The following is a 17,928-nucleotide window of genomic DNA, read 5'->3' as shown; positions in this document are numbered from 1 at the left end:
TTACTGCCCATCGAGGCCAGTGTAAGTCCGTCATAAAGGCGGTTGCAGCCTAAGAAGTGGGAAGCCACGCCGTTTACGGCGGGGAGCAGTCACACATACCACTATCCTCTATGTATTCGGTATCTTTTCAGGTGCTGCGCGCAAGGCACGGTCTGACCGACCCGTTCCCCTTACGTGAGCTACTTACTGGTTTACGCCTGCGTGCGGGGATGTGCAATTGTTAGCCACGGTCATTAACTCATAGAATTCAAATAGGTAGCAACGTACATTTACGCAAATAATTCAGAAACGTACTGAAATGGAAAATACCCGGGATAGAAAGATGAGCCATACAGATGTCATTGCTTTTCGCGAGCGCCTGAGCGCGCTTGTTAGCTCGTTACAAATTGCACCACAGGTCGCAGAAAATCAGGTGATTGACCGGATGGCGTTAAACTTTCGGAAACTGCTTAACTTTTTTGCAGAGGATGTTGCACGCACAGAGCAGGCCTTTTTGTTACCACCGCAGGCACAGGAAACGCAGCGATTATTATGTGACCTGATGGCTGAGAATCTGGTAGTCAGTCAGCGAAATAAACTGTTTCGTGAAGATATTTCAGCCGTGCTGATGGCGCAGTGTTTTACCGGCATTCTGGTGCAACTGGCACAGACGCCCGGTGATCCGAAAGTGCATCATGAGAACAGTCTTGCCTGCGCCAAACTGTTCTGTGAAGGCGTCTGGCCCGGAAAGTGTTAGTTCAAAACCTCATAAAGAAAGCATAAATCGTTGGTTCTGTTTGCAGAAAGAAAAGGGTTAACTGAGTTCATTCCAGCAGAAGATACTGTCTGCTACGAGTCTGAAAAGCTTGTTCCAAAAAAGCTTTAAACAGAAAGCCGTGAATAACCGGAGGCCTGTATGTCAACGACTGCACAAAAATCTGAACACCGCTCGTTATGGCAGCGCATTACTCAACGTAATCCGCGCAACCACACTGAAGAAATGGCGCAGGACACATCGCGTCTGCTGGAAAGTTTTCTGGCAACGGGTTGTCTGTACGGTATCGATGTGGGGAACAGTGACCCGGCCTGGTTTCGCCGCTCCTGATCGCTACACACGCTTAATGCGCTTCAGCTACTGGAACGAGCTGTGCGACTAACATTACTTTCTCCTGATAGTGCTTGTTGTACCCTCAATAGCGGGTGTTGTGATTGTGCCTGGCACAGTGTCAGCTTCCGTTATGAAGGTTGTTGTGGAAAGTCTCTCTGACCTCGTCGTAGAAATTTTAGTTCTCTCTCAATTGTTGAGCCCATAACTTTCGCCGGTTATGGGTTTTTTTATGCAAAAAAAAGCCCCGCAGACAGGCGGGGCGAAAAAATTAAAGCCGCTAACAGGGGTCACGGCATGACTCGTGTAAATAAAACCAAGGAAGGGTAAATTGAATTCCGGTGATAATGCCAGGATCCGGAAATTAAATTATCACAATAATTTGTCTCGCGATAAATATAAATTTTATATGTATTTTAATTTGATATTCACGACAGGTATTAAAATACCACACTGAAATAATTAGCAATAAATAATAAACACAAAAAGGATAATTTATCTTCTTAACCACGGAACTATTTAGGTAGTATTAATACGAGTTCGGACCCATTGATAATGTATATATAAAAAATTTAAACATTCAATTAAATGATAAAGGAATGACGTCATGAAATTAAAAGCACTGGCCCTTATTATTCCAGCATTACTGGTAGCAGGCGTTGCTCATTCAGCAGAAGTTTATAACAAAGACGGCAATAAACTGGATCTGTACGGTAAAGTTGATGGCTTACATTATTTTTCTGATGACGCTGGCAAAGATGGCGATCAGACTTATGTCCGTGTTGGCTTCAAAGGTGAAACCCAAATTACTGACCAGCTGACCGGTTACGGTCAATGGGAATACAACGTTCAGGCAAACGGTGCAGAAAACAGCGGTACCAGTGGCAATGCAACTCGTCTGGGCTTTGCAGGTCTGAAATTCGGCGACTACGGTTCATTCGATTACGGTCGTAACTATGGCGTAGTATACGACGTTGAAGCCTGGACCGACATGCTGCCAGAGTTCGGTGGCGACAGCTACACTACTGCTGATAACTTCATGGTTGGCCGAACCAATGGCGTAGCGACTTACCGCAACTCCGACTTCTTCGGTGAAGTGAAAGGTCTGAACTTTGCACTGCAATATCAGGGTGCTAATGACGGTAACGTGAGCGGCGAAGGCACCAATAACAGCGGCACTCACGGTGTTCGTAATCAAAATGGTGACGGTTATGCCTTGTCTACTACTTATGACTTCGGCATGGGCGTTAGCGTAGGGGGTGCCTATGCATCATCCGACCGTACTAATGACCAAATTAATTACACCAACGCAGATGGCGATAAAGCCGACGTCTGGACTCTTGGTGCAAAATATGATGCGAACAATGTCTATTTAGCGACCATGTATTCTGAAACCCGTAATATGACTGCTTACGGTGATGGTTCTAACGTTGCAAATAAAACTCAGAACTTTGAAGTTACCGCACAATACCAGTTCGATTTCGGTCTGCGCCCTGAAGTTTCTTACCTGCAATCTAAAGGTAAGGACCTGAACGAAAACACCAGCCGTGCAGATAATGATCACGATCTGGTTAAATATGTTTCTGTTGGTGCAACCTACAGCTTCAACAAAAATATGTCCACTTACGTTGATTACAAAATCAACCTGCTGGACAACGATGAAGATTTCTACAAAGACAACGGTATTTCTACCGATGACATCGTAGCAGTGGGTCTGGTTTACCAGTTCTAATTACCCGACTTAAAACCGGCAACAACAATATTAAAGCCCATCTCCGGATGGGTTTTTTATATATTTCAAATTAATTGTCGACAGCTTGTTAAGATTATATTGGAAATATTAATCGTTTTTTCCTGCCAGACGAAGTGTCTGACCGAACACGGCAAAGACCACAAGCTTCAAATGGGTACTAACGATCGGTTTTTGCTGATTGATCGTTTTAACCGATCGATGAATGTCATGTTATATTTTGGTTAAGTAATGGATGCTGTTTTCGTTTAAAAACCCTGCAATTCCTTGCCTGATCCTGCTGCGTTTTCTTACAAGCGCTTGAATTTAAAGAGGTGAAAAGGGGATTGGCAGAGGGCTAATATTTAAGCAATTTGTGCTCTACATGATTGAAATCTATTGATAAATCACATGTACAATCTGCAAGGTTTTTGTTATATTATTGACCAGATCACGGACAGGTTAATTCCTCTGTGATACGGTGTTTTACCTAAGACTTGGTTTCTCAGGACAATGACATGTTAGATTATCGCTTTCCGACAGCTATGCAGATGGTGTTTTGTATCGCTCAGTCCCAAAAGGCTGATCAGCGCTGCACCAGTGCGATTTTAGCAACGGGTCTGGAAGCCAACTCCAGTTTTATCCGCAAGCTGATGGTGCCGCTGACGCAACACGGCATTATCGTTTCCACCCTTGGCCGCACCGGCTCGATCACACTTGGTCGTCCCGCAGAAGAAATTTCCCTGCGTGATATTTATTGCGCGGTGATAGAAGACAAGCGCCTGTGGGCCGCTCGTCCTGATGTTCCTGCCCGTTGTGTTGTCAGCGCCAATGCGTGTACGTATTTCAAAAATATCGTCAACGAAGCAGAAGAAGCCTCTTTTCAGGTTCTGGCGCGCCACACGGTCGCAGATGCTTTGGCGGAATTCGAGCGCGGTGGCAAATACAAATGCACCAAGGACTTAGCAGCGGAATACGCAGACAGTTCGCTCTGCTCTAAATAGCGTTCAGCCAGTTTTTATTAGAAATCTCAGAAAAAGCACATAAAAAAGCCGGGATAATCTCCCGGCTTTTTGCATTCTGATTTTCAGATCACACTGTTTGTGTTTCCAGTACCGCTTTCTTACGGGTTACCAGCTTACGCAGCGCCACATAGAATACCGGCGTCAGGAACAGACCGAACAGCGTCACACCCAGCATTCCGGAGAACACGGTGATACCGGTAACGCCTCGCACTTCTGCACCAGCCCCGTGCCCCAGAATAAGCGGAATAGTCCCTGCAATAAACGCAATCGAGGTCATCACGATAGGGCGCAGACGCAGACGACAGGCCTCCAGAGCCGACTCAATAATCCCTTTACCCTGCATTTCCAGCTCACGGGCGAATTCGACAATAAGAATCGCGTTCTTACAGGCCAGTCCCATCAGCACCACCAGTCCGACCTGCACGAAGACGTTGTTATCGCCACCGGTCAGCCACACGCCAAACAGCGCAGACAGCATGGTCATCGGAACAATCAGAATGACCGCCAGCGGCAGTGTCCAGCTTTCATACAAGGCCGCCAGCACCAGGAACGCCAGCAATACCGACATCGGGAATACAATCAGCGCCGCGTTACCCTGCGTGGACTGCTGATAACTCAGATCCGTCCATTCGATGTTCATTCCGTTCGGCAGCAGGTTTTTAGACATCGCGGTCAGCTCCGTCATCGCCTGCGCAGAAGACAACACGCGCGGATCAGCGTCACCAATCAGGTCGGCCGCAGGGTAACCGTTATAGCGGATCACCGGATCAGGCCCGTATGTGGTCGTGATATTCAGCATGCTGCCAATCGGCACCATTTCGCCTTTATCGTTACGCGTACGCAGATTGGCGATATCTTCAACGCTGTCACGGAACTGGCCATCGGCCTGCGCCATCACTTTCCAGGTACGGCCAAAACGGTTGAAGTCATTGATATACGACGAACCGAGATACACCTGCAATGTGCTGAACAGGTCGTCAAGCGACACCCCCTGAGCTTTGGCCTTATCGCGGTCGATATGCGCGTCAAGCTGAGGTACGTTGGCCTGATAAGACGAGATCGGATAACCCATGCCAGGCGTTTGCATAATCGCACCGGACATCGTGTTGATCGCTGTCTGTAATGCACCATAACCCAGACCTGCACGATCCTGCACATACAGGGAATAGCCGGAACCCTGACCCAATCCGAGAATTGGCGGTGGCATAATCGAGAAGGCAAAGCCTTCCTGAATCTGCGAGATCTTGGCGTTGATTTCAGCGTTAATCTCCGCCGCGGTACGGGTACGTTCGCTCAGGGGTTTGAGCGCGAAGAACACCGTGCCGGTATTTGGCGTATTGGTGAACTGCAACGCATTCAGGCCGGGAAACGCAACCGCATCAATCACACCGTCGGTGCTCAGTCCCATCGCGCTGATTTTGCGTATCACCGCATCCGTACGCGACAGCGAAGCCCCTTCAGGCATCTTCACACCGGCGATCAGATACAATTTATCCTGCGTCGGGATAAAACCACCCGGCACCGCTTTGAACATAAACGCCGCCGCACATAACAGCAGAACATAGACACCGAATACGGCACCACGACGCCCCAGCGTTTTCGATACCGCACTCTGATAACGATGTGAGCTGGCATTGAAGAACCGGTTGAACGGACGGAAAACCCAGCCAAACAGACGGTCGATTAAGCGCGATGGCATATCTTTTGGCGCACCATGCGCTTTCAGCAACAGCGCCGCCAGCGCAGGGGAGAGCGTCAGTGAGTTGATGGCAGAAATCACGGTAGAAATCGCGATAGTCACCGCAAACTGCTTGTAGAACTGGCCGGTTACGCCGGAGAGAAACGCCATCGGCACAAACACCGCACACAGCACCAGCGCAATCGCAATGATGGGGCCGGAAACTTCCCGCATCGCCTGATGCGCCGCTTCTCTCGGTGCCAGCCCTTCTTCGATATTTCGCTCGACGTTTTCTACCACCACAATGGCGTCATCGACGACTATCCCTATCGCCAGCACCAATCCGAACAAGCTGAGGGTATTGAGCGAGAATCCGAGCAAATACAGAATACTGAACGTCCCGATAACCGAAATCGGTACCGCCAGCAGCGGGATGATCGACGCACGCCAGGTTTGCAGGAACAAAATAACAACCAGCACCACCAGCACCACGGCTTCAAGCAGCGTATGAACCACGGCACTGATCGAATCACGCACAAACACCGTCGGGTCATACGGCGCACGCCAGGTCATGCCTTCCGGGAAGCGGGTAGCCAGCTCAGTCATCTTGGCGCGCACAGCGTCTGACAAATCAATGGCGTTAGCGCCCGGTGACTGGAAGATACCAATACCCACGGCATCTTTATTGTTCAGCTGTGAACGCAGCGCATAACTGCCGGATCCCATTTCGATACGTGCGACATCCCGCAGACGGACAATTTCGCCATTATCACCGCTTTTCAGGATGATTTTGCCGAACTCGTCTTCGTCTTTCAGACGTCCCTGGGCATTGATGGACAGCAGATAATCGCTGTCTTTTGGCATCGGTTCTGCGCCAAGCTGACCGGCAGAAACCTGCACGTTCTGCTCCTGCATGGCTTTCACCACGTCGGAAGCGGTCAGACCACGAGCCGCAACTTTGTTCGGATCAAGCCAGACGCGCATAGCATATTCGCCAGCACCAAAAATCTGGATCTGCCCGACACCCGGCAAACGCGCCAGCTCGTCTTTCACTTTAAGCGTGGCGTAGTTGCTCAGATACAGCGAATCATACTTGCCGGAAGGGGAAACCAGGTGCACCACCAGCGTTAACGTCGGCGATTGCTTCTGAGTAGTTACCCCCTGACGGCGCACATCTTCCGGAAGACGTGCTTCCGCCTGTGCCACACGGTTTTGCACCTGCACCTGTGCCTGATCCGGATCGGTGCCCGGGCGGAAAGTCACCGTTGTCACCAGCACGCCATCAGAACCGGCGACAGATTTCATGTACACCATATTTTCGACGCCGTTGATGGCTTCTTCCAGCGGCGTCGCCACGGTTTCAGCGATCACTTTCGGGTTGGCACCCGGATATTCGGCGCGTACCTGCACGCTTGGCGGCACGACATTAGGATATTCACTGACCGGCAGCAGCGGGATCGCAATGGCGCCGGTAACCAAAATCAAAATCGACAAAACAGCCGCAAATATAGGCCGGTCGATGAAAAAACGGGAAAAGTCCATGAGTCAGGATTCTCTTTTATTGAACGGCAGCAGGAGAAGGAGCGGCGACATTGGCGGCCATGCTGACGGTTTTGGCATTCACCGGCATTCCCGGCATAAAGACTTTCTGCACGCCATCAATGATCACGCGGTCACCGGCTTCCAGGCCTTTTTGCACAATGCGCAAACCGCCGGACATCCTGCCGACTTCCACATCTCTGCGCTGGGCCTTACCGTCTTTATCGACCACATAAACAAACTTGCGATCCTGATCGGTCAGCACCGCTTTATCATCCACCAGCATGGCACTGAACTGCGCGCTGCCCGGCATCTGAACACGGGCAAATAATCCCGGCGTGAAAGTGCGGTCGCGATTATCGAGCAGGGCGCGCATGCGGATGGTGCCGGTACCGGAATTGAGCTGGTTATCGGTGAAATCCACCACACCCTGATGCGGATAACCGTTTTCGCCGACTAATCCCACGTGAACCGGCAGGCGATTCTGCGGGTTATCATTGAATTTGCCTTCGCGGGCCAGCGCCTGATAACGCAGGAAAGTGCCTTCATCGACGTCGAAATAGACATACACCGTGTCGAGCGAAACCAGCGTCGTCAGCACACTGGCACTGTCACCGGTGGTCACCAGATTTCCTGATGTGATCATCGCACGGCTGGCGCGGCCATCAATCGGCGAAATCACGCGGGTGAAATCAAGATTCAGCTGCGCCATATCCAGCTGTGCCTGAGCGGCCAGTACATCAGACTGCGCCTGAGATGCCGCCGAACGTCGCTGTTCGGCGATTTCTTTCGATACTGCCTGAGTGCCCATCAGTGCTTCGGTACGCCCGGATTCACTTCTCGCCAGGCTGGCCTGATTACGCGCACGAACCAGTTCTGCCTGAGCCTGCTCCTGTGCGGCGCGGTAAGTGCGGTCATCAATGGTGAATAACACCTGACCCTTTTTCACTTCCTGACCTTCCTGATAATTCACCTTATCAATGTAACCGGACACCCGCGGGCGCAGTTGTACACTTTGCACCGCTTCCACACGTCCGTTGAATGCATCCCACTGGCTTATCGATTTAATCAAAACATCTGCGGCACTGACCTGCGGGGCAGGAGGAGCCGAATTTTGTGCAACGCTGTTATCACACCCGGCAAGCAGGGCAACCATCAGCGCGATCCCTGAAAGGCGCAACGTCAAATGCGAGCCACCGGAGCGGCCGCGTGCAACAACCTGTGTTTTTTGCAGGTTCATCATTATTTTTATTTCCAGTGAGTAAGTGCTGTCAGGCAATACACCGGCCTGTCCGCCGGGTAACGTCCTTTGCCTGATCTGACTTTTTTGGGACTTGTGCCGTTCATCAGCACAATTATGTATCAAATACTGATACAATTGATTCGAGGGGATTGTAGGGATGCGCCTACTAAAGTGCAAGAATTACTGTTACACTTTCTGTGCTATTTTACAGAACGTTTACTTCGGGGTGGGAGACTATCCAGTAATGGAAAATTAAATGCAATAGTAAAACTTGCATTTAACCTAAAACTAGGTCAGTTTATAAAAAGACGAGTCGCCCTCGGGGCGCACAAACAAAAAAATAAGCAGGAGATGGCCCATGAGAACCGAGGATTTCATTCACGACCTGATCGACTGGATCGATCACAATCTGGAAGAGCGACTGGATATTAAAACCGTTGCCAAACGTGCAGGCTATTCACGCTGGTATCTTCAGCGGATGTTCAAAGAGCACACCGGTTTACCGATGGGTGAGTACATTCGTGAGAAAAAACTGAAGAAATCTGCGGATATGCTGGCCAGCAGCGGCGAACCGATTGTCAGCGTGGCGATTTCGCTGGGATTTGACTCACAACAGTCTTTCACCCGCAGTTTTAAACGTCAATTTGGTCAGACACCGGGTGACTGGCGCCGCGGCCTGAATATGGCCACAGAATGTCAGGGCTGCCTGCACTAAAAACACTTCCGCTTATCCCGTAAGCGTGTACCGCTGGCCCGGCTTCCTGCCGGGCAGTGAACTCTGTTAAATCCCCGTCCCATATTCTCTCTTTGTCTTTCCCACAACCTTTTCGTTGCGACTTCTTCGGCATTTTCCCCTCATTTTATGACGTGTTTTTCAGGCATCCGCGCAGCGGTATTCCTCAGGACGTGATCAACCCAACAAAAAACAACACCGAAGTTTATATAAATTGAAATGATGTTTCATTTTGTTGAGTTGAACAACGTTTCTCGCTAAACTCCTTCCATGACTCAGGCGCCGGGCAAAGCCCGACAACCAAAAATCCTACGGAAAAGCGCATTCGCCTCCGTTTTATGAAAAGGAAACATCATGATTCTGGATAATTTTTCTCTGAAGGGAAAAGTCGCGGTCGTCACCGGCTGCGATACCGGTTTAGGGCAGGGCATGGCCATTGGTCTGGCTGAAGCAGGCTGTGATATTGTCGGCATCAACATTGTTGAACCCGCTGAAACCATCGAGCGCGTCGGCGCGACAGGACGTCGTTTCCTGAGCCTGACCGCGGATCTCAGCGATACCAAAGTTATCCCCGCGCTGCTCGAACGCGCCGTGGCAGAAATGGGGCATATCGATATTCTGGTCAATAACGCCGGGATCATCCGCCGTGAAGACGCCATTGAGTTCAGCGAAAAGAACTGGGATGACGTCATGAACCTGAACATCAAATCGGTGTTCTTCATGGCTCAGGCGGTGGCAAAACAATTTATCGCGCAGGGCACCGGCGGCAAAATCATTAACATTGCGTCAATGCTTTCTTATCAGGGCGGTATCCGTGTCCCTTCTTACACCGCATCAAAAAGTGCCGTGATGGGCGTCACCCGCCTGCTGGCGAATGAATGGGCGAAACACAATATCAACGTGAACGCCATTGCGCCGGGATACATGGCCACCAACAACACCCAGCAACTTCGTGCCGATGAAGCGCGCAGCGAAGAAATTCTGGGCCGAATCCCTGCCGGTCGCTGGGGCTTGCCATCCGATCTGATGGGGCCGGTTGTGTTCCTGTCTTCTCCGGCATCCGACTATATTAATGGCTACACAATTGCCGTTGACGGCGGCTGGCTGGCGCGTTAATCACGCCAAATTTTGCTGAATAATCACCGACAGCAGCGTGTAAAACCGCTGCCCAAAGAGGAAATCTCATGAAAATTGCATTGATGATGGAAAACAGTCAGGCCGCGAAAAACGCGATTATCCTGAAAGAGTTGAACGCGGTAGCATCTGAGAAAGAATATCCGGTGTACAACGTGGGCATGTCTGATGAGCAGGATCATCACCTGACTTACATCCATCTGGGCATCATGGCCAGCATTCTGCTCAACTCCAAAGCGGTTGATTTTGTTGTCGCAGGCTGCGGCACCGGGCAGGGCGCGCTGATGTCGCTGAATATTCATCCGGGCGTTAACTGCGGTTACTGCATTGATCCGGCGGATGCTTTCCTGTTCGCGCAGATCAACAACGGCAACGCATTATCACTGCCATTCGCCAAAGGTTTCGGCTGGGGCGCAGAACTCAACGTGCGATTCATCTTCGAGAAAGCCTTTACCGGCGAGAAAGGCCAGGGCTATCCGGCAGATCGTAAAGAACCTCAGGTGCGCAATGCCGGTATCCTGAATCAGGTGAAAGCCGCCGTAGTGAAAGAAAACTACCTGGATACGCTGCGTGCTATCGATCCTGAACTGGTGAAAACCGCTGTGACCGGTGAACGTTTCCAGAAATGTTTCTTCGAGAACTGCCAGAACAAAGAAATCGAAAACTTCGTGCGTGAAATCCTCGCGTAAGATTTCGTTTTCAGACGACAAAAAAACCGGTGCTCATGTGGCACCGGTTTTTTTATGGGTTAAAGGAAATCCTGCCGTTGTGGGGTGAAGGTATCCAGCAACACCCCTTTTTCCAGACATACGCAGCCGTGCATGATGTACGGCTTTTTATACAGTGTATCGCCCGCGCTCACTTCGTGAGTTTCCTCACCGATAGTAAATTTAAAGCGACCGGACAGCACATACGTCAGTTGCTCATGCACATGGTTATGCATCGGCCCGACCGCGCCTTCCTCAAAATACACTTCAACAGCCATCATGCTGCCGTCATGCGCCAGAACACGACGGCTTACACCGTCGCCCAAATCCTGTAAGGGGATCTCTTTTTTAAATACAAACATCGGTTAGTCCTTTCTTAACGAGCTGAGCAGCGCATCCGGAATTTCTGCCAGATACAACGCAGGCAGGCCTTCATAATCAGTGGTAAACAACACGTGACGATCGTCGGGTGAGAAAGAAGGGTGCGGATGTGTCACCTGACGGTCGCCATCGAGCACGCGCCATGAGCTGTTATGTGCAGCAAGCGGGGCATGCCGGCGGGTACGGGCATCAAAAATATACAGCCACGGATCGTTTTCAATCGTATGACTGGCGGTATCTTTCACATCTACCGGCGTACCGGAACCGTCGCCGACCAGCAGTGTCCCGTTTTCATTGCTCATCAGATGCGAACACGCGGGCATGGTCATCAGACAAATATCTTCACCGGTTTGCGGATCAAAGCAGCGGATATGTCGGTCATGCTGGCCCTTCAGGTAAGACACATACATCAGCGCGGAGCCGTCCGGCACCCAGAATTCATGCGTGCAGCTTTCACCCGGCGCATGTTCTTTCACCTTGCGCACATCGCTGCCGTCTTCATTCACCAGCCACATGCGCGCATCCACCAGGTCGTGCGGACCTTCATGGCAAAACGCGACGGTATTGTCGTCAAATGGCCGGTAAATCGGGTGTCCGAGCCATTCATTTTTTTCATGTATTACGCGCGATTTGCCGTTGATCAGATCCACGCGCAGCAGGCGGCAGTGCGGATTACTGTGATAAAACTCCTGGAAAATCTTCCAGTCAGATAACGGCGTCCAGTCTTCACGACTGATTTCAATACCCACCAGACTGGTGCATTCGCTGTTCGCCACCCATGTGCCGTATCCGACCCAATCTTCCGGCACCGTATAAACGGTTTTTTCGCTGAAATCAGCCAGTTTTACCCGCTGCAAACTACGCTCATTTTTCACGTAATACAGGAACTGATCGTCCGGAGAAAGGAAGCCGCCGAAGGTGTTGTCACCTTTTCCTTCAGTCAGCTGAACCGCCTTCTGCGTTTTCAGATCCAGCAGATAGTAATTGCGGTTGCCCTCAAATTCACCGGCAAACAACAGCTTAGCGCCGTTGCGGGTAAAACATTTCTGATAGAAATAGTTACGGTGGCAAAGCACATCGGGCGGCGTCAGACGCGTTACGCGTGCGCCGGTTTGTGCGTCCTGAACGGTGTGGAAATTGAATTGAATCTGAGAACCTTTCGCCATGATTCACCTCATAAGTGGCAATAAAATCAGCCGTGTTTAGGCTTTCCTTTCTTAATTGAAATGCAATTTCATTAAATTGAAAACACATTACCACTTACGGATGTTTACTGGCGGCGGCGGCTGCCAAAAATGCAACATTGATCACATTTTTCCCTTCTGTAAAAAACATTCTATAATGTCATAGTTTCGTAAATAACATTTGATACCCAATATTGATTAAGGGTACTGAACAAATACCTCACGCTTTACACAGTGAAGTTATGTAATAAAAGGGATGTACATGATTAGATTGAGAAAGAAACGCGTTAAACCGATGCATATCAACGACATTACTATCATTGACGATTCCAAGCTTAAGAAGGCTATCACCGCCGCTGCGTTAGGTAACGCGATGGAATGGTTCGACTTCGGTGTGTATGGTTTTGTCGCTTTCGCACTGGGTCAGGTGTTCTTCCCAGGCGCTGATCCGGGCATTCAGATGATTGCCGCTCTGGCGACCTTCTCCGTTCCATTCCTCGTCAGGCCTCTGGGCGGCCTGTTCTTTGGCGCGTTGGGCGATAAGTTTGGCCGTCAGAAAGTGTTATCCGTCACCATCATTATTATGTCGGTCAGTACCTTCTGTATCGGTCTGATCCCCGGTTACGCCACCATCGGTATCTGGGCGCCGATTTTGCTGTTACTGGCCAAACTGGCGCAGGGCTTCTCGGTCGGGGGTGAATATACCGGCGCAGCAATTTTCGTCGCGGAATACTCGCCTGACAGAAAACGTGGCTTCCTCGGCAGCTGGCTGGACTTCGGCTCTATCGCCGGTTTTATCCTCGGCGCGGGCGTGGTTGTCCTGATTTCCAGCATTGTCGGTGAGACCAACTTCCTCGAATGGGGCTGGCGTATACCGTTCTTCATCGCCGCACCGCTGGGCCTGATCGGTATCTACCTGCGCCATGCGCTGGAAGAAACCCCGACATTCCAGCAGCACGTCGATAAAATCGACAGCGATTCCCGTAAAGACATTGCCGAGCCGCCGAAAGTCTCTTTCCGTGAAATTCTGACCAAGCAATGGAAACCGCTGATCGTTTGCGTCGGGATGGTCATCGCCACGAACGTCACTTACTACATGTTGCTGACGTACATGCCGAGCTACCTGTCGCACAGCCTGCATTATTCTGAAGACCACGGTGTGCTGATCATCATCGCGATTATGGTCGGTATGCTGTTCGTTCAGCCGTTCATGGGCTTGCTGAGTGACCGCTTTGGTCGTAAACCCTTTGTGATCATCGGCAGTATCGGCCTGTTTATCCTGGCGATCCCGTGCTTCATTCTGATTAACAGCGGAGTGGTCGGGCTTATCTTCGCCGGACTTCTGATCCTCGCGGTACTGCTGAACTGCTTCATCGGCGTCATGGCCTCAACGTTACCGGCAATGTTCCCGACGCATATCCGCTACAGCGCGCTGGCGATTGCGTTTAACATCTCCGTGCTGATCGCCGGTCTGACACCGACTATCGCCGCCTGGCTGGTAGAAGCCACAGGTAACCTGTATATGCCTGCTTACTACCTGATGGTCGTGGCGATCATCGGACTGGTCACCGGTATCTTCATGAAAGAAACCGCCAACCGACCGCTGAAAGGCGCGACACCGGCCGCGTCGGATCGTGCAGAAGCGAAAGAAATTCTTCAGGAACATCACGACAATATCGAACAAAAAATCGAAGATATTGATGCGCAGATTGTTGAACTTGAAGCCAAAAGAAAGAACCTGATTGCGCAGCATCCTGATATCGACTGATCATAATCCCGCGTAATCTCAAGCCGGTCATTTCGCTGACCGGCTTTTTTTTACCTCTTTTTCCACCCGTTACCGCATTTTTCCCGTTCCTGCTCCATACTTCATTTCCCGGTCATCTGAATGGAAATCCTGTATGCAGAATCCTACGTTGTTTCAGTTCTTCCACTGGTATTACCCGGACGGTGGCCAGCTCTGGCCGGAAGTCGCAGAAAAAGCCGAGTGGCTGGCGCAAACCGGTATCACCGCCGCCTGGTTGCCGCCAGCGTATAAAGGGGATTCCGGCGGGTATTCGGTCGGCTATGACACCTATGATTTATTTGATTTAGGTGAGTTTGAACAAAAGGGTAGCCGTGCGACGAAATATGGCGACAAAGAGGGTTTACTCGCCGCCATAGAAGCGCTGAAATCCAACGGACTGGGCGTGATCCTCGACGTAGTGCTCAATCATAAAATGGGCGCGGATGAGAAAGAACGCGTGCAGGTCAATCGCGTCAATATTGATAATCGCGAAGAAATCAGTGACGACATCATTGAGGCCGACGCCTGGACGCGCTTTATCTTCGCCGCCCGCAACGGCCAGTATTCAAAATTCATCTGGGATTATCACTGCTTCAGCGGTGTCGATCACATTGAAAATCCCGATGAACAGGGCATCTTCAAAATCATCAATGATTACACCGGCGGCGGCTGGAACGACCAGGTTGATGACGAATTCGGTAACTACGATTACCTGATGGGCGCCAACGTCGATTTTCGCAACAACGCGGTCAGCGAGGAACTCAAATACTGGGCTCGCTGGCTGCTGGACCAAACCGGCTGCACCGGATTTCGTCTCGATGCCGTCAAACACATTCCTGCATGGTTTTATAAAGACTGGATAGACCATGTCCAGAACGAGGCACAAGACCCGATTTATATCGTGGCGGAATACTGGTCGCACGACGTTCCGACACTGCAAAATTACATCGGGCAGGTCGAAGGTAAAACCATGCTTTTCGATGCGCCATTGCAGCTGAATTTCCATCACGCTTCTAAGCAGGGCGCGGATTACAACCTCAGCCAGATTTTCGACAATACGCTGGTAGCCGCCGATCCGGCCCACGCCGTCACGCTGGTGGCTAACCACGACACCCAGCCGTTACAATCCCTTGAAGCGCCAATTGAACCCTGGTTTAAACCGCTGGCCTATGCGCTGATCTTACTGCGCGAACAGGGCGTGCCGATTGTCTTTTACCCGGACTTGTGCGGTGCGAATTACGAAGATGAGGGCGATGACGGCAACAGTTATACCATCGACATGCCGGTGATCCCCGGACTGGAAACCTTAATTAAAGCGCGGCAAACCCATGCGTGGGGTGCTCAGACTGATTATTTCGATCACCCGAATTGTCTGGCATTCAGCCGCAGCGGAACCGCCGAACATCCGGGTTGCATCGTCGTGATGTCAAACAGCGAAGCCGGAGAAAAAGCTATCGAACTGGGCGATAACTTCGGGCATAAAAAATGGCATGACCTGCTGGGTCACCGCGATGAAATCATTGAAACTGACGAGAAAGGATCGGCAGTATTCTTTTGCGCGCCGGGCAGTGTGAGCGTGTGGGTACTGACGGAGTAACGGGGGGCAGGAAGAAAGCAAAGGCTCGCTGTGACGGGCCTTTGATCCTCTGAACGAACATCCGTTAGATAATAAAAATCTTAAAAGCAAATAGATTTTTTGTGTAAAAGTAGACCCGAAAAAATGTTGAGCACTGACTGTAAGCGAGTAATATTGGTCGCAAGCCTGCAAATGGACAACAGGCGCCATTAATTATCTTAATAAGCTGAAATCCGTCATGTTGAATATTATTTTTGATGACCCGAATATGGCCTATCGGTACGGTATGGAAAATTTTCTTACGCAGATATTTTATCTTGAAAAGAAAATTCCCGTACAGATATCTGATCTGACTGAACAAAACCTACCTGCTGCAAATATTATCGTTAAAAGATTCAGTGCCGGAGAAAGTACGATTTGCCAGCCGTTATTTCAACAGCGTAATAAGCACAGTCTGATTATCGCCGTTTACGACTGCCGGACAGCGCCATTTGTTACTGACCTGCCTCCATGTATTACTAATATTATTTTTATTAACCGCAAAAGTTCGCTGGAGCGCATCAGAAAACGGGTGATCAGCGGCTGGGCAAACCACACCACGGGGGTTCCCGACCAGCTGCCGCGCGATTGCGCTAACTGCAAACAGCCAAAGCTGTCTGCGAAAGAGGCGAGCGTCGCCACGCTGATCCATGCGGGTAATGATGTGCAAGATATCGCCCGGAAATTGCATATGGCAGAAAAATCCGTCAGCGTACATAAAAGAAAAATCATGGCGAAATTCAACCTGATATCGGATTCTGAATTACTCAGCTGCCTGAGATTCATTAAAAATAAAATATTCTGAAACCAAACATTAAAAGCCGGAAGATTTCTTCCGGCCTGTGTTTTCATATTGCCAAAATAAAATCAGGCAATAGTCACTTTTTTATCCAGATAAACATCCTGAACAGCATTTATTAAAGCCACGCCGTCTTTCATGGATTTCTTAAAGGCTTTACGCCCCAGTATCAGTCCCATACCCCCGGCGCGCTTATTAATCACTGCGGTACGCACGGACTCCTGAATATCATTTTCCCCGGCTGCGCCCCCGGAATTAATTAAACCGGCACGCCCCATATAACAGTTTGCCAGCTGATAACGCACCAGATCGACAGGGTGATCGGTTGTCAGTTTGGAGTACACGCGTTCATCGGTATAACCAAACTTCACGGCTTTATAGCCGCCGTTATTCTCCGCCATCTTCTGTTTCACGATATCCGCGCCAATGGTCGCGGCCAGATGGTTGGCTTGTCCGGTGAGATCGGCGCTGGAATGATAATCCTTACCATCTTTAACAAACGCCGGATTGCGCAGATACGCCCACAGAACAGTCACCATTCCCAGTTCATGCGCCCGCTCGAAGGCAGCAGAAATTTCCTCAATCTGGCGGCGTGATTCTTCCGAACCAAAATAAATCGTCGCACCTACGGCCTGCGCGCCAAGATTAAATGCCTGCTCTACGCTGGCATACAACGTCTGGTCATACTGCGTCGGATAACTCAGGGTTTCGTTGTGATTGAGTTTGACCAGGAACGGAATTTTGTGGGCATAACGGCGCGAAACTGACGCCAGAACACCGTAGGTTGATGCCACGCAGTTACAGCCGGCTTCGATCGCCAGTTCGACAATATTTTTAGGATCGAAGTACAGGGGATTCGCAGCAAAAGAAGCGCCAGCAGAGTGCTCAACGCCCTGATCCACCGGCAGAATAGACAGATAACCCGTTTTGCCTAAGCGCCCGGTGTTATACAAATTTTGCATGGCGGCCAGCACGCGGGGAGAACGGTTATTGTCGATCATCACGCGGTCAACGAAATCGCTGCCGGGAAGATAAAGCTGGTCTGCGGTGATAGTGGAACATTGGTGCTGAAGCAGTGAATCGGCTTCTTTGCCTAGTAACTTAGCGATATCAGTCATATGGACTCCTTTTCGGCTCTTTGCGGCGCTTAACGAACGCGCAGAGCAGTGAATGAAATTTCCTGACCCCATACTTATAGTCGCCTTACCGGCATTTTGTGTAACTCAGATTGCTCTTTTGCAGTAACCGGTCACCCATAACGCCCGAAAGAAAAACCGGAACATCAGCGTGA

Annotated in this window: 15 protein-coding genes; 10 read left to right on the top strand and 5 right to left on the bottom strand. The window is 50.3% G+C overall.

Annotated features, from left to right (window positions below):
• Window positions 1-322: 322 nt before the first annotated feature.
• The 4 genes from D5398_RS18030 to D5398_RS18015 all read left to right on the top strand — a co-directional run bounded on the left by D5398_RS18030 (window position 323) and on the right by D5398_RS18015 (window position 3,817).
• Window positions 323-736, top strand: coding sequence for a hypothetical protein (locus D5398_RS18030; protein WP_120508863.1), 414 nt, complete (start codon window positions 323-325; stop codon window positions 734-736).
• Window positions 737-895: 159 nt separating this feature from the next.
• Window positions 896-1,084 carry a hypothetical protein gene (locus D5398_RS18025; protein WP_120508862.1) on the top strand — a complete coding sequence of 63 codons (189 nt, stop codon included), beginning with the start codon at window positions 896-898 and terminating at the stop codon, window positions 1,082-1,084.
• A gap of 607 nt (window positions 1,085-1,691) precedes the next feature.
• Window positions 1,692-2,816, top strand: coding sequence for a porin OmpC (ompC, locus tag D5398_RS18020; RefSeq protein ID WP_120508861.1), 1,125 nt, complete (start codon window positions 1,692-1,694; stop codon window positions 2,814-2,816).
• 515 nt (window positions 2,817-3,331) lie between these two features.
• On the top strand, window positions 3,332-3,817 hold the full coding sequence (locus D5398_RS18015; protein ID WP_120508860.1) for an RrF2 family transcriptional regulator: 486 nt from the start codon (window positions 3,332-3,334) through the stop codon (window positions 3,815-3,817).
• Window positions 3,818-3,905: 88 nt separating this feature from the next.
• On the opposite strand, the gene oqxB is transcribed toward D5398_RS18015, so the two are convergent.
• Window positions 3,906-7,058: a multidrug efflux RND transporter permease subunit OqxB gene (gene oqxB, locus D5398_RS18010; protein WP_120508859.1), complete on the bottom strand. Its 3,153-nt coding sequence runs from the start codon at window positions 7,056-7,058 to the stop codon at window positions 3,906-3,908.
• Window positions 7,059-7,074: 16 nt separating this feature from the next.
• Complete coding sequence (locus D5398_RS18005; protein WP_120508873.1) at window positions 7,075-8,295, bottom strand: efflux RND transporter periplasmic adaptor subunit; 1,221 nt, start codon at window positions 8,293-8,295, stop codon at window positions 7,075-7,077.
• 361 nt (window positions 8,296-8,656) lie between these two features.
• Here D5398_RS18005 and D5398_RS18000 point away from each other — a divergent pair, with 361 nt between their 5' ends.
• From D5398_RS18000 to D5398_RS17990, 3 genes are all read left to right on the top strand, one after another.
• Window positions 8,657-9,013, top strand: coding sequence for a helix-turn-helix domain-containing protein (locus D5398_RS18000; protein ID WP_120508858.1), 357 nt, complete (start codon window positions 8,657-8,659; stop codon window positions 9,011-9,013).
• 372 nt (window positions 9,014-9,385) lie between these two features.
• Window positions 9,386-10,147: a 2-dehydro-3-deoxy-D-gluconate 5-dehydrogenase KduD gene (kduD, locus tag D5398_RS17995; protein ID WP_120508857.1), complete on the top strand. Its 762-nt coding sequence runs from the start codon at window positions 9,386-9,388 to the stop codon at window positions 10,145-10,147.
• A 68-nt stretch (window positions 10,148-10,215) separates the two neighbouring features.
• Window positions 10,216-10,854 carry an RpiB/LacA/LacB family sugar-phosphate isomerase gene (locus tag D5398_RS17990; RefSeq protein ID WP_120508856.1) on the top strand — a complete coding sequence of 213 codons (639 nt, stop codon included), beginning with the start codon at window positions 10,216-10,218 and terminating at the stop codon, window positions 10,852-10,854.
• A 59-nt stretch (window positions 10,855-10,913) separates the two neighbouring features.
• Here the strand turns inward: D5398_RS17990 and D5398_RS17985 are convergent, their stop codons facing one another.
• Together D5398_RS17985 and D5398_RS17980 are read right to left on the bottom strand one after the other, a co-directional pair.
• Entirely contained in the window at window positions 10,914-11,234 is a 321-nt protein-coding gene (locus D5398_RS17985; protein WP_120508855.1) for a cupin domain-containing protein, read from the bottom strand.
• Window positions 11,235-11,237: 3 nt separating this feature from the next.
• Complete coding sequence (locus tag D5398_RS17980) at window positions 11,238-12,419, bottom strand: oligogalacturonate lyase family protein (RefSeq protein ID WP_120508854.1); 1,182 nt, start codon at window positions 12,417-12,419, stop codon at window positions 11,238-11,240.
• A gap of 283 nt (window positions 12,420-12,702) precedes the next feature.
• Between D5398_RS17980 and proP the strand changes: the two genes are divergently transcribed.
• From proP to D5398_RS17965, 3 genes are all read left to right on the top strand, one after another.
• Entirely contained in the window at window positions 12,703-14,205 is a 1,503-nt protein-coding gene (gene proP / locus D5398_RS17975) for a glycine betaine/L-proline transporter ProP (RefSeq protein ID WP_120508872.1), read from the top strand.
• 133 nt (window positions 14,206-14,338) lie between these two features.
• Window positions 14,339-15,820 (top strand): alpha-amylase, encoded by a 1,482-nt coding sequence (gene amyA / locus D5398_RS17970; RefSeq protein WP_120508853.1) that lies wholly within the window; start codon window positions 14,339-14,341, stop codon window positions 15,818-15,820.
• Window positions 15,821-16,037: 217 nt separating this feature from the next.
• Entirely contained in the window at window positions 16,038-16,643 is a 606-nt protein-coding gene (locus tag D5398_RS17965; RefSeq protein WP_120508852.1) for a LuxR C-terminal-related transcriptional regulator, read from the top strand.
• A 62-nt stretch (window positions 16,644-16,705) separates the two neighbouring features.
• Here the strand turns inward: D5398_RS17965 and fbaB are convergent, their stop codons facing one another.
• On the bottom strand, window positions 16,706-17,755 hold the full coding sequence (gene fbaB, locus D5398_RS17960) for a class I fructose-bisphosphate aldolase (RefSeq protein ID WP_120508851.1): 1,050 nt from the start codon (window positions 17,753-17,755) through the stop codon (window positions 16,706-16,708).
• Between the last annotated feature and the right edge of the window lie 173 nt (window positions 17,756-17,928).

Origin of the sequence: Rahnella bruchi (assembly GCF_003614975.1) — a bacterium.
Classification (GTDB): Bacteria; Pseudomonadota; Gammaproteobacteria; order Enterobacterales; family Enterobacteriaceae; genus Rahnella; species Rahnella bruchi.
Note: the sequence above shows the minus strand (reverse complement) of the source record. Positions and strands in the feature narration are given on the sequence as shown.

Excerpts from the sequence above, each read along its gene's own strand:
- D5398_RS18030 (WP_120508863.1), top strand. The coding sequence starts at position 323 with ATGAGCCATACAGATGTCATTGCTTTTCGCGAGCGCCTGAGCGCGCTT.
- D5398_RS18025 (WP_120508862.1), top strand. The coding sequence starts at position 896 with ATGTCAACGACTGCACAAAAATCTGAACACCGCTCGTTATGGCAGCGC.
- ompC (WP_120508861.1), top strand. The coding sequence starts at position 1,692 with ATGAAATTAAAAGCACTGGCCCTTATTATTCCAGCATTACTGGTAGCA.
- D5398_RS18015 (WP_120508860.1), top strand. The coding sequence starts at position 3,332 with ATGTTAGATTATCGCTTTCCGACAGCTATGCAGATGGTGTTTTGTATC.
- oqxB (WP_120508859.1), bottom strand. The coding sequence starts at position 7,058 with ATGGACTTTTCCCGTTTTTTCATCGACCGGCCTATATTTGCGGCTGTT.
- D5398_RS18005 (WP_120508873.1), bottom strand. The coding sequence starts at position 8,295 with ATGAACCTGCAAAAAACACAGGTTGTTGCACGCGGCCGCTCCGGTGGC.
- D5398_RS18000 (WP_120508858.1), top strand. The coding sequence starts at position 8,657 with ATGAGAACCGAGGATTTCATTCACGACCTGATCGACTGGATCGATCAC.
- kduD (WP_120508857.1), top strand. The coding sequence starts at position 9,386 with ATGATTCTGGATAATTTTTCTCTGAAGGGAAAAGTCGCGGTCGTCACC.
- D5398_RS17990 (WP_120508856.1), top strand. The coding sequence starts at position 10,216 with ATGAAAATTGCATTGATGATGGAAAACAGTCAGGCCGCGAAAAACGCG.
- D5398_RS17985 (WP_120508855.1), bottom strand. The coding sequence starts at position 11,234 with ATGTTTGTATTTAAAAAAGAGATCCCCTTACAGGATTTGGGCGACGGT.
- D5398_RS17980 (WP_120508854.1), bottom strand. The coding sequence starts at position 12,419 with ATGGCGAAAGGTTCTCAGATTCAATTCAATTTCCACACCGTTCAGGAC.
- amyA (WP_120508853.1), top strand. The coding sequence starts at position 14,339 with ATGCAGAATCCTACGTTGTTTCAGTTCTTCCACTGGTATTACCCGGAC.
- D5398_RS17965 (WP_120508852.1), top strand. The coding sequence starts at position 16,038 with ATGTTGAATATTATTTTTGATGACCCGAATATGGCCTATCGGTACGGT.
- fbaB (WP_120508851.1), bottom strand. The coding sequence starts at position 17,755 with ATGACTGATATCGCTAAGTTACTAGGCAAAGAAGCCGATTCACTGCTT.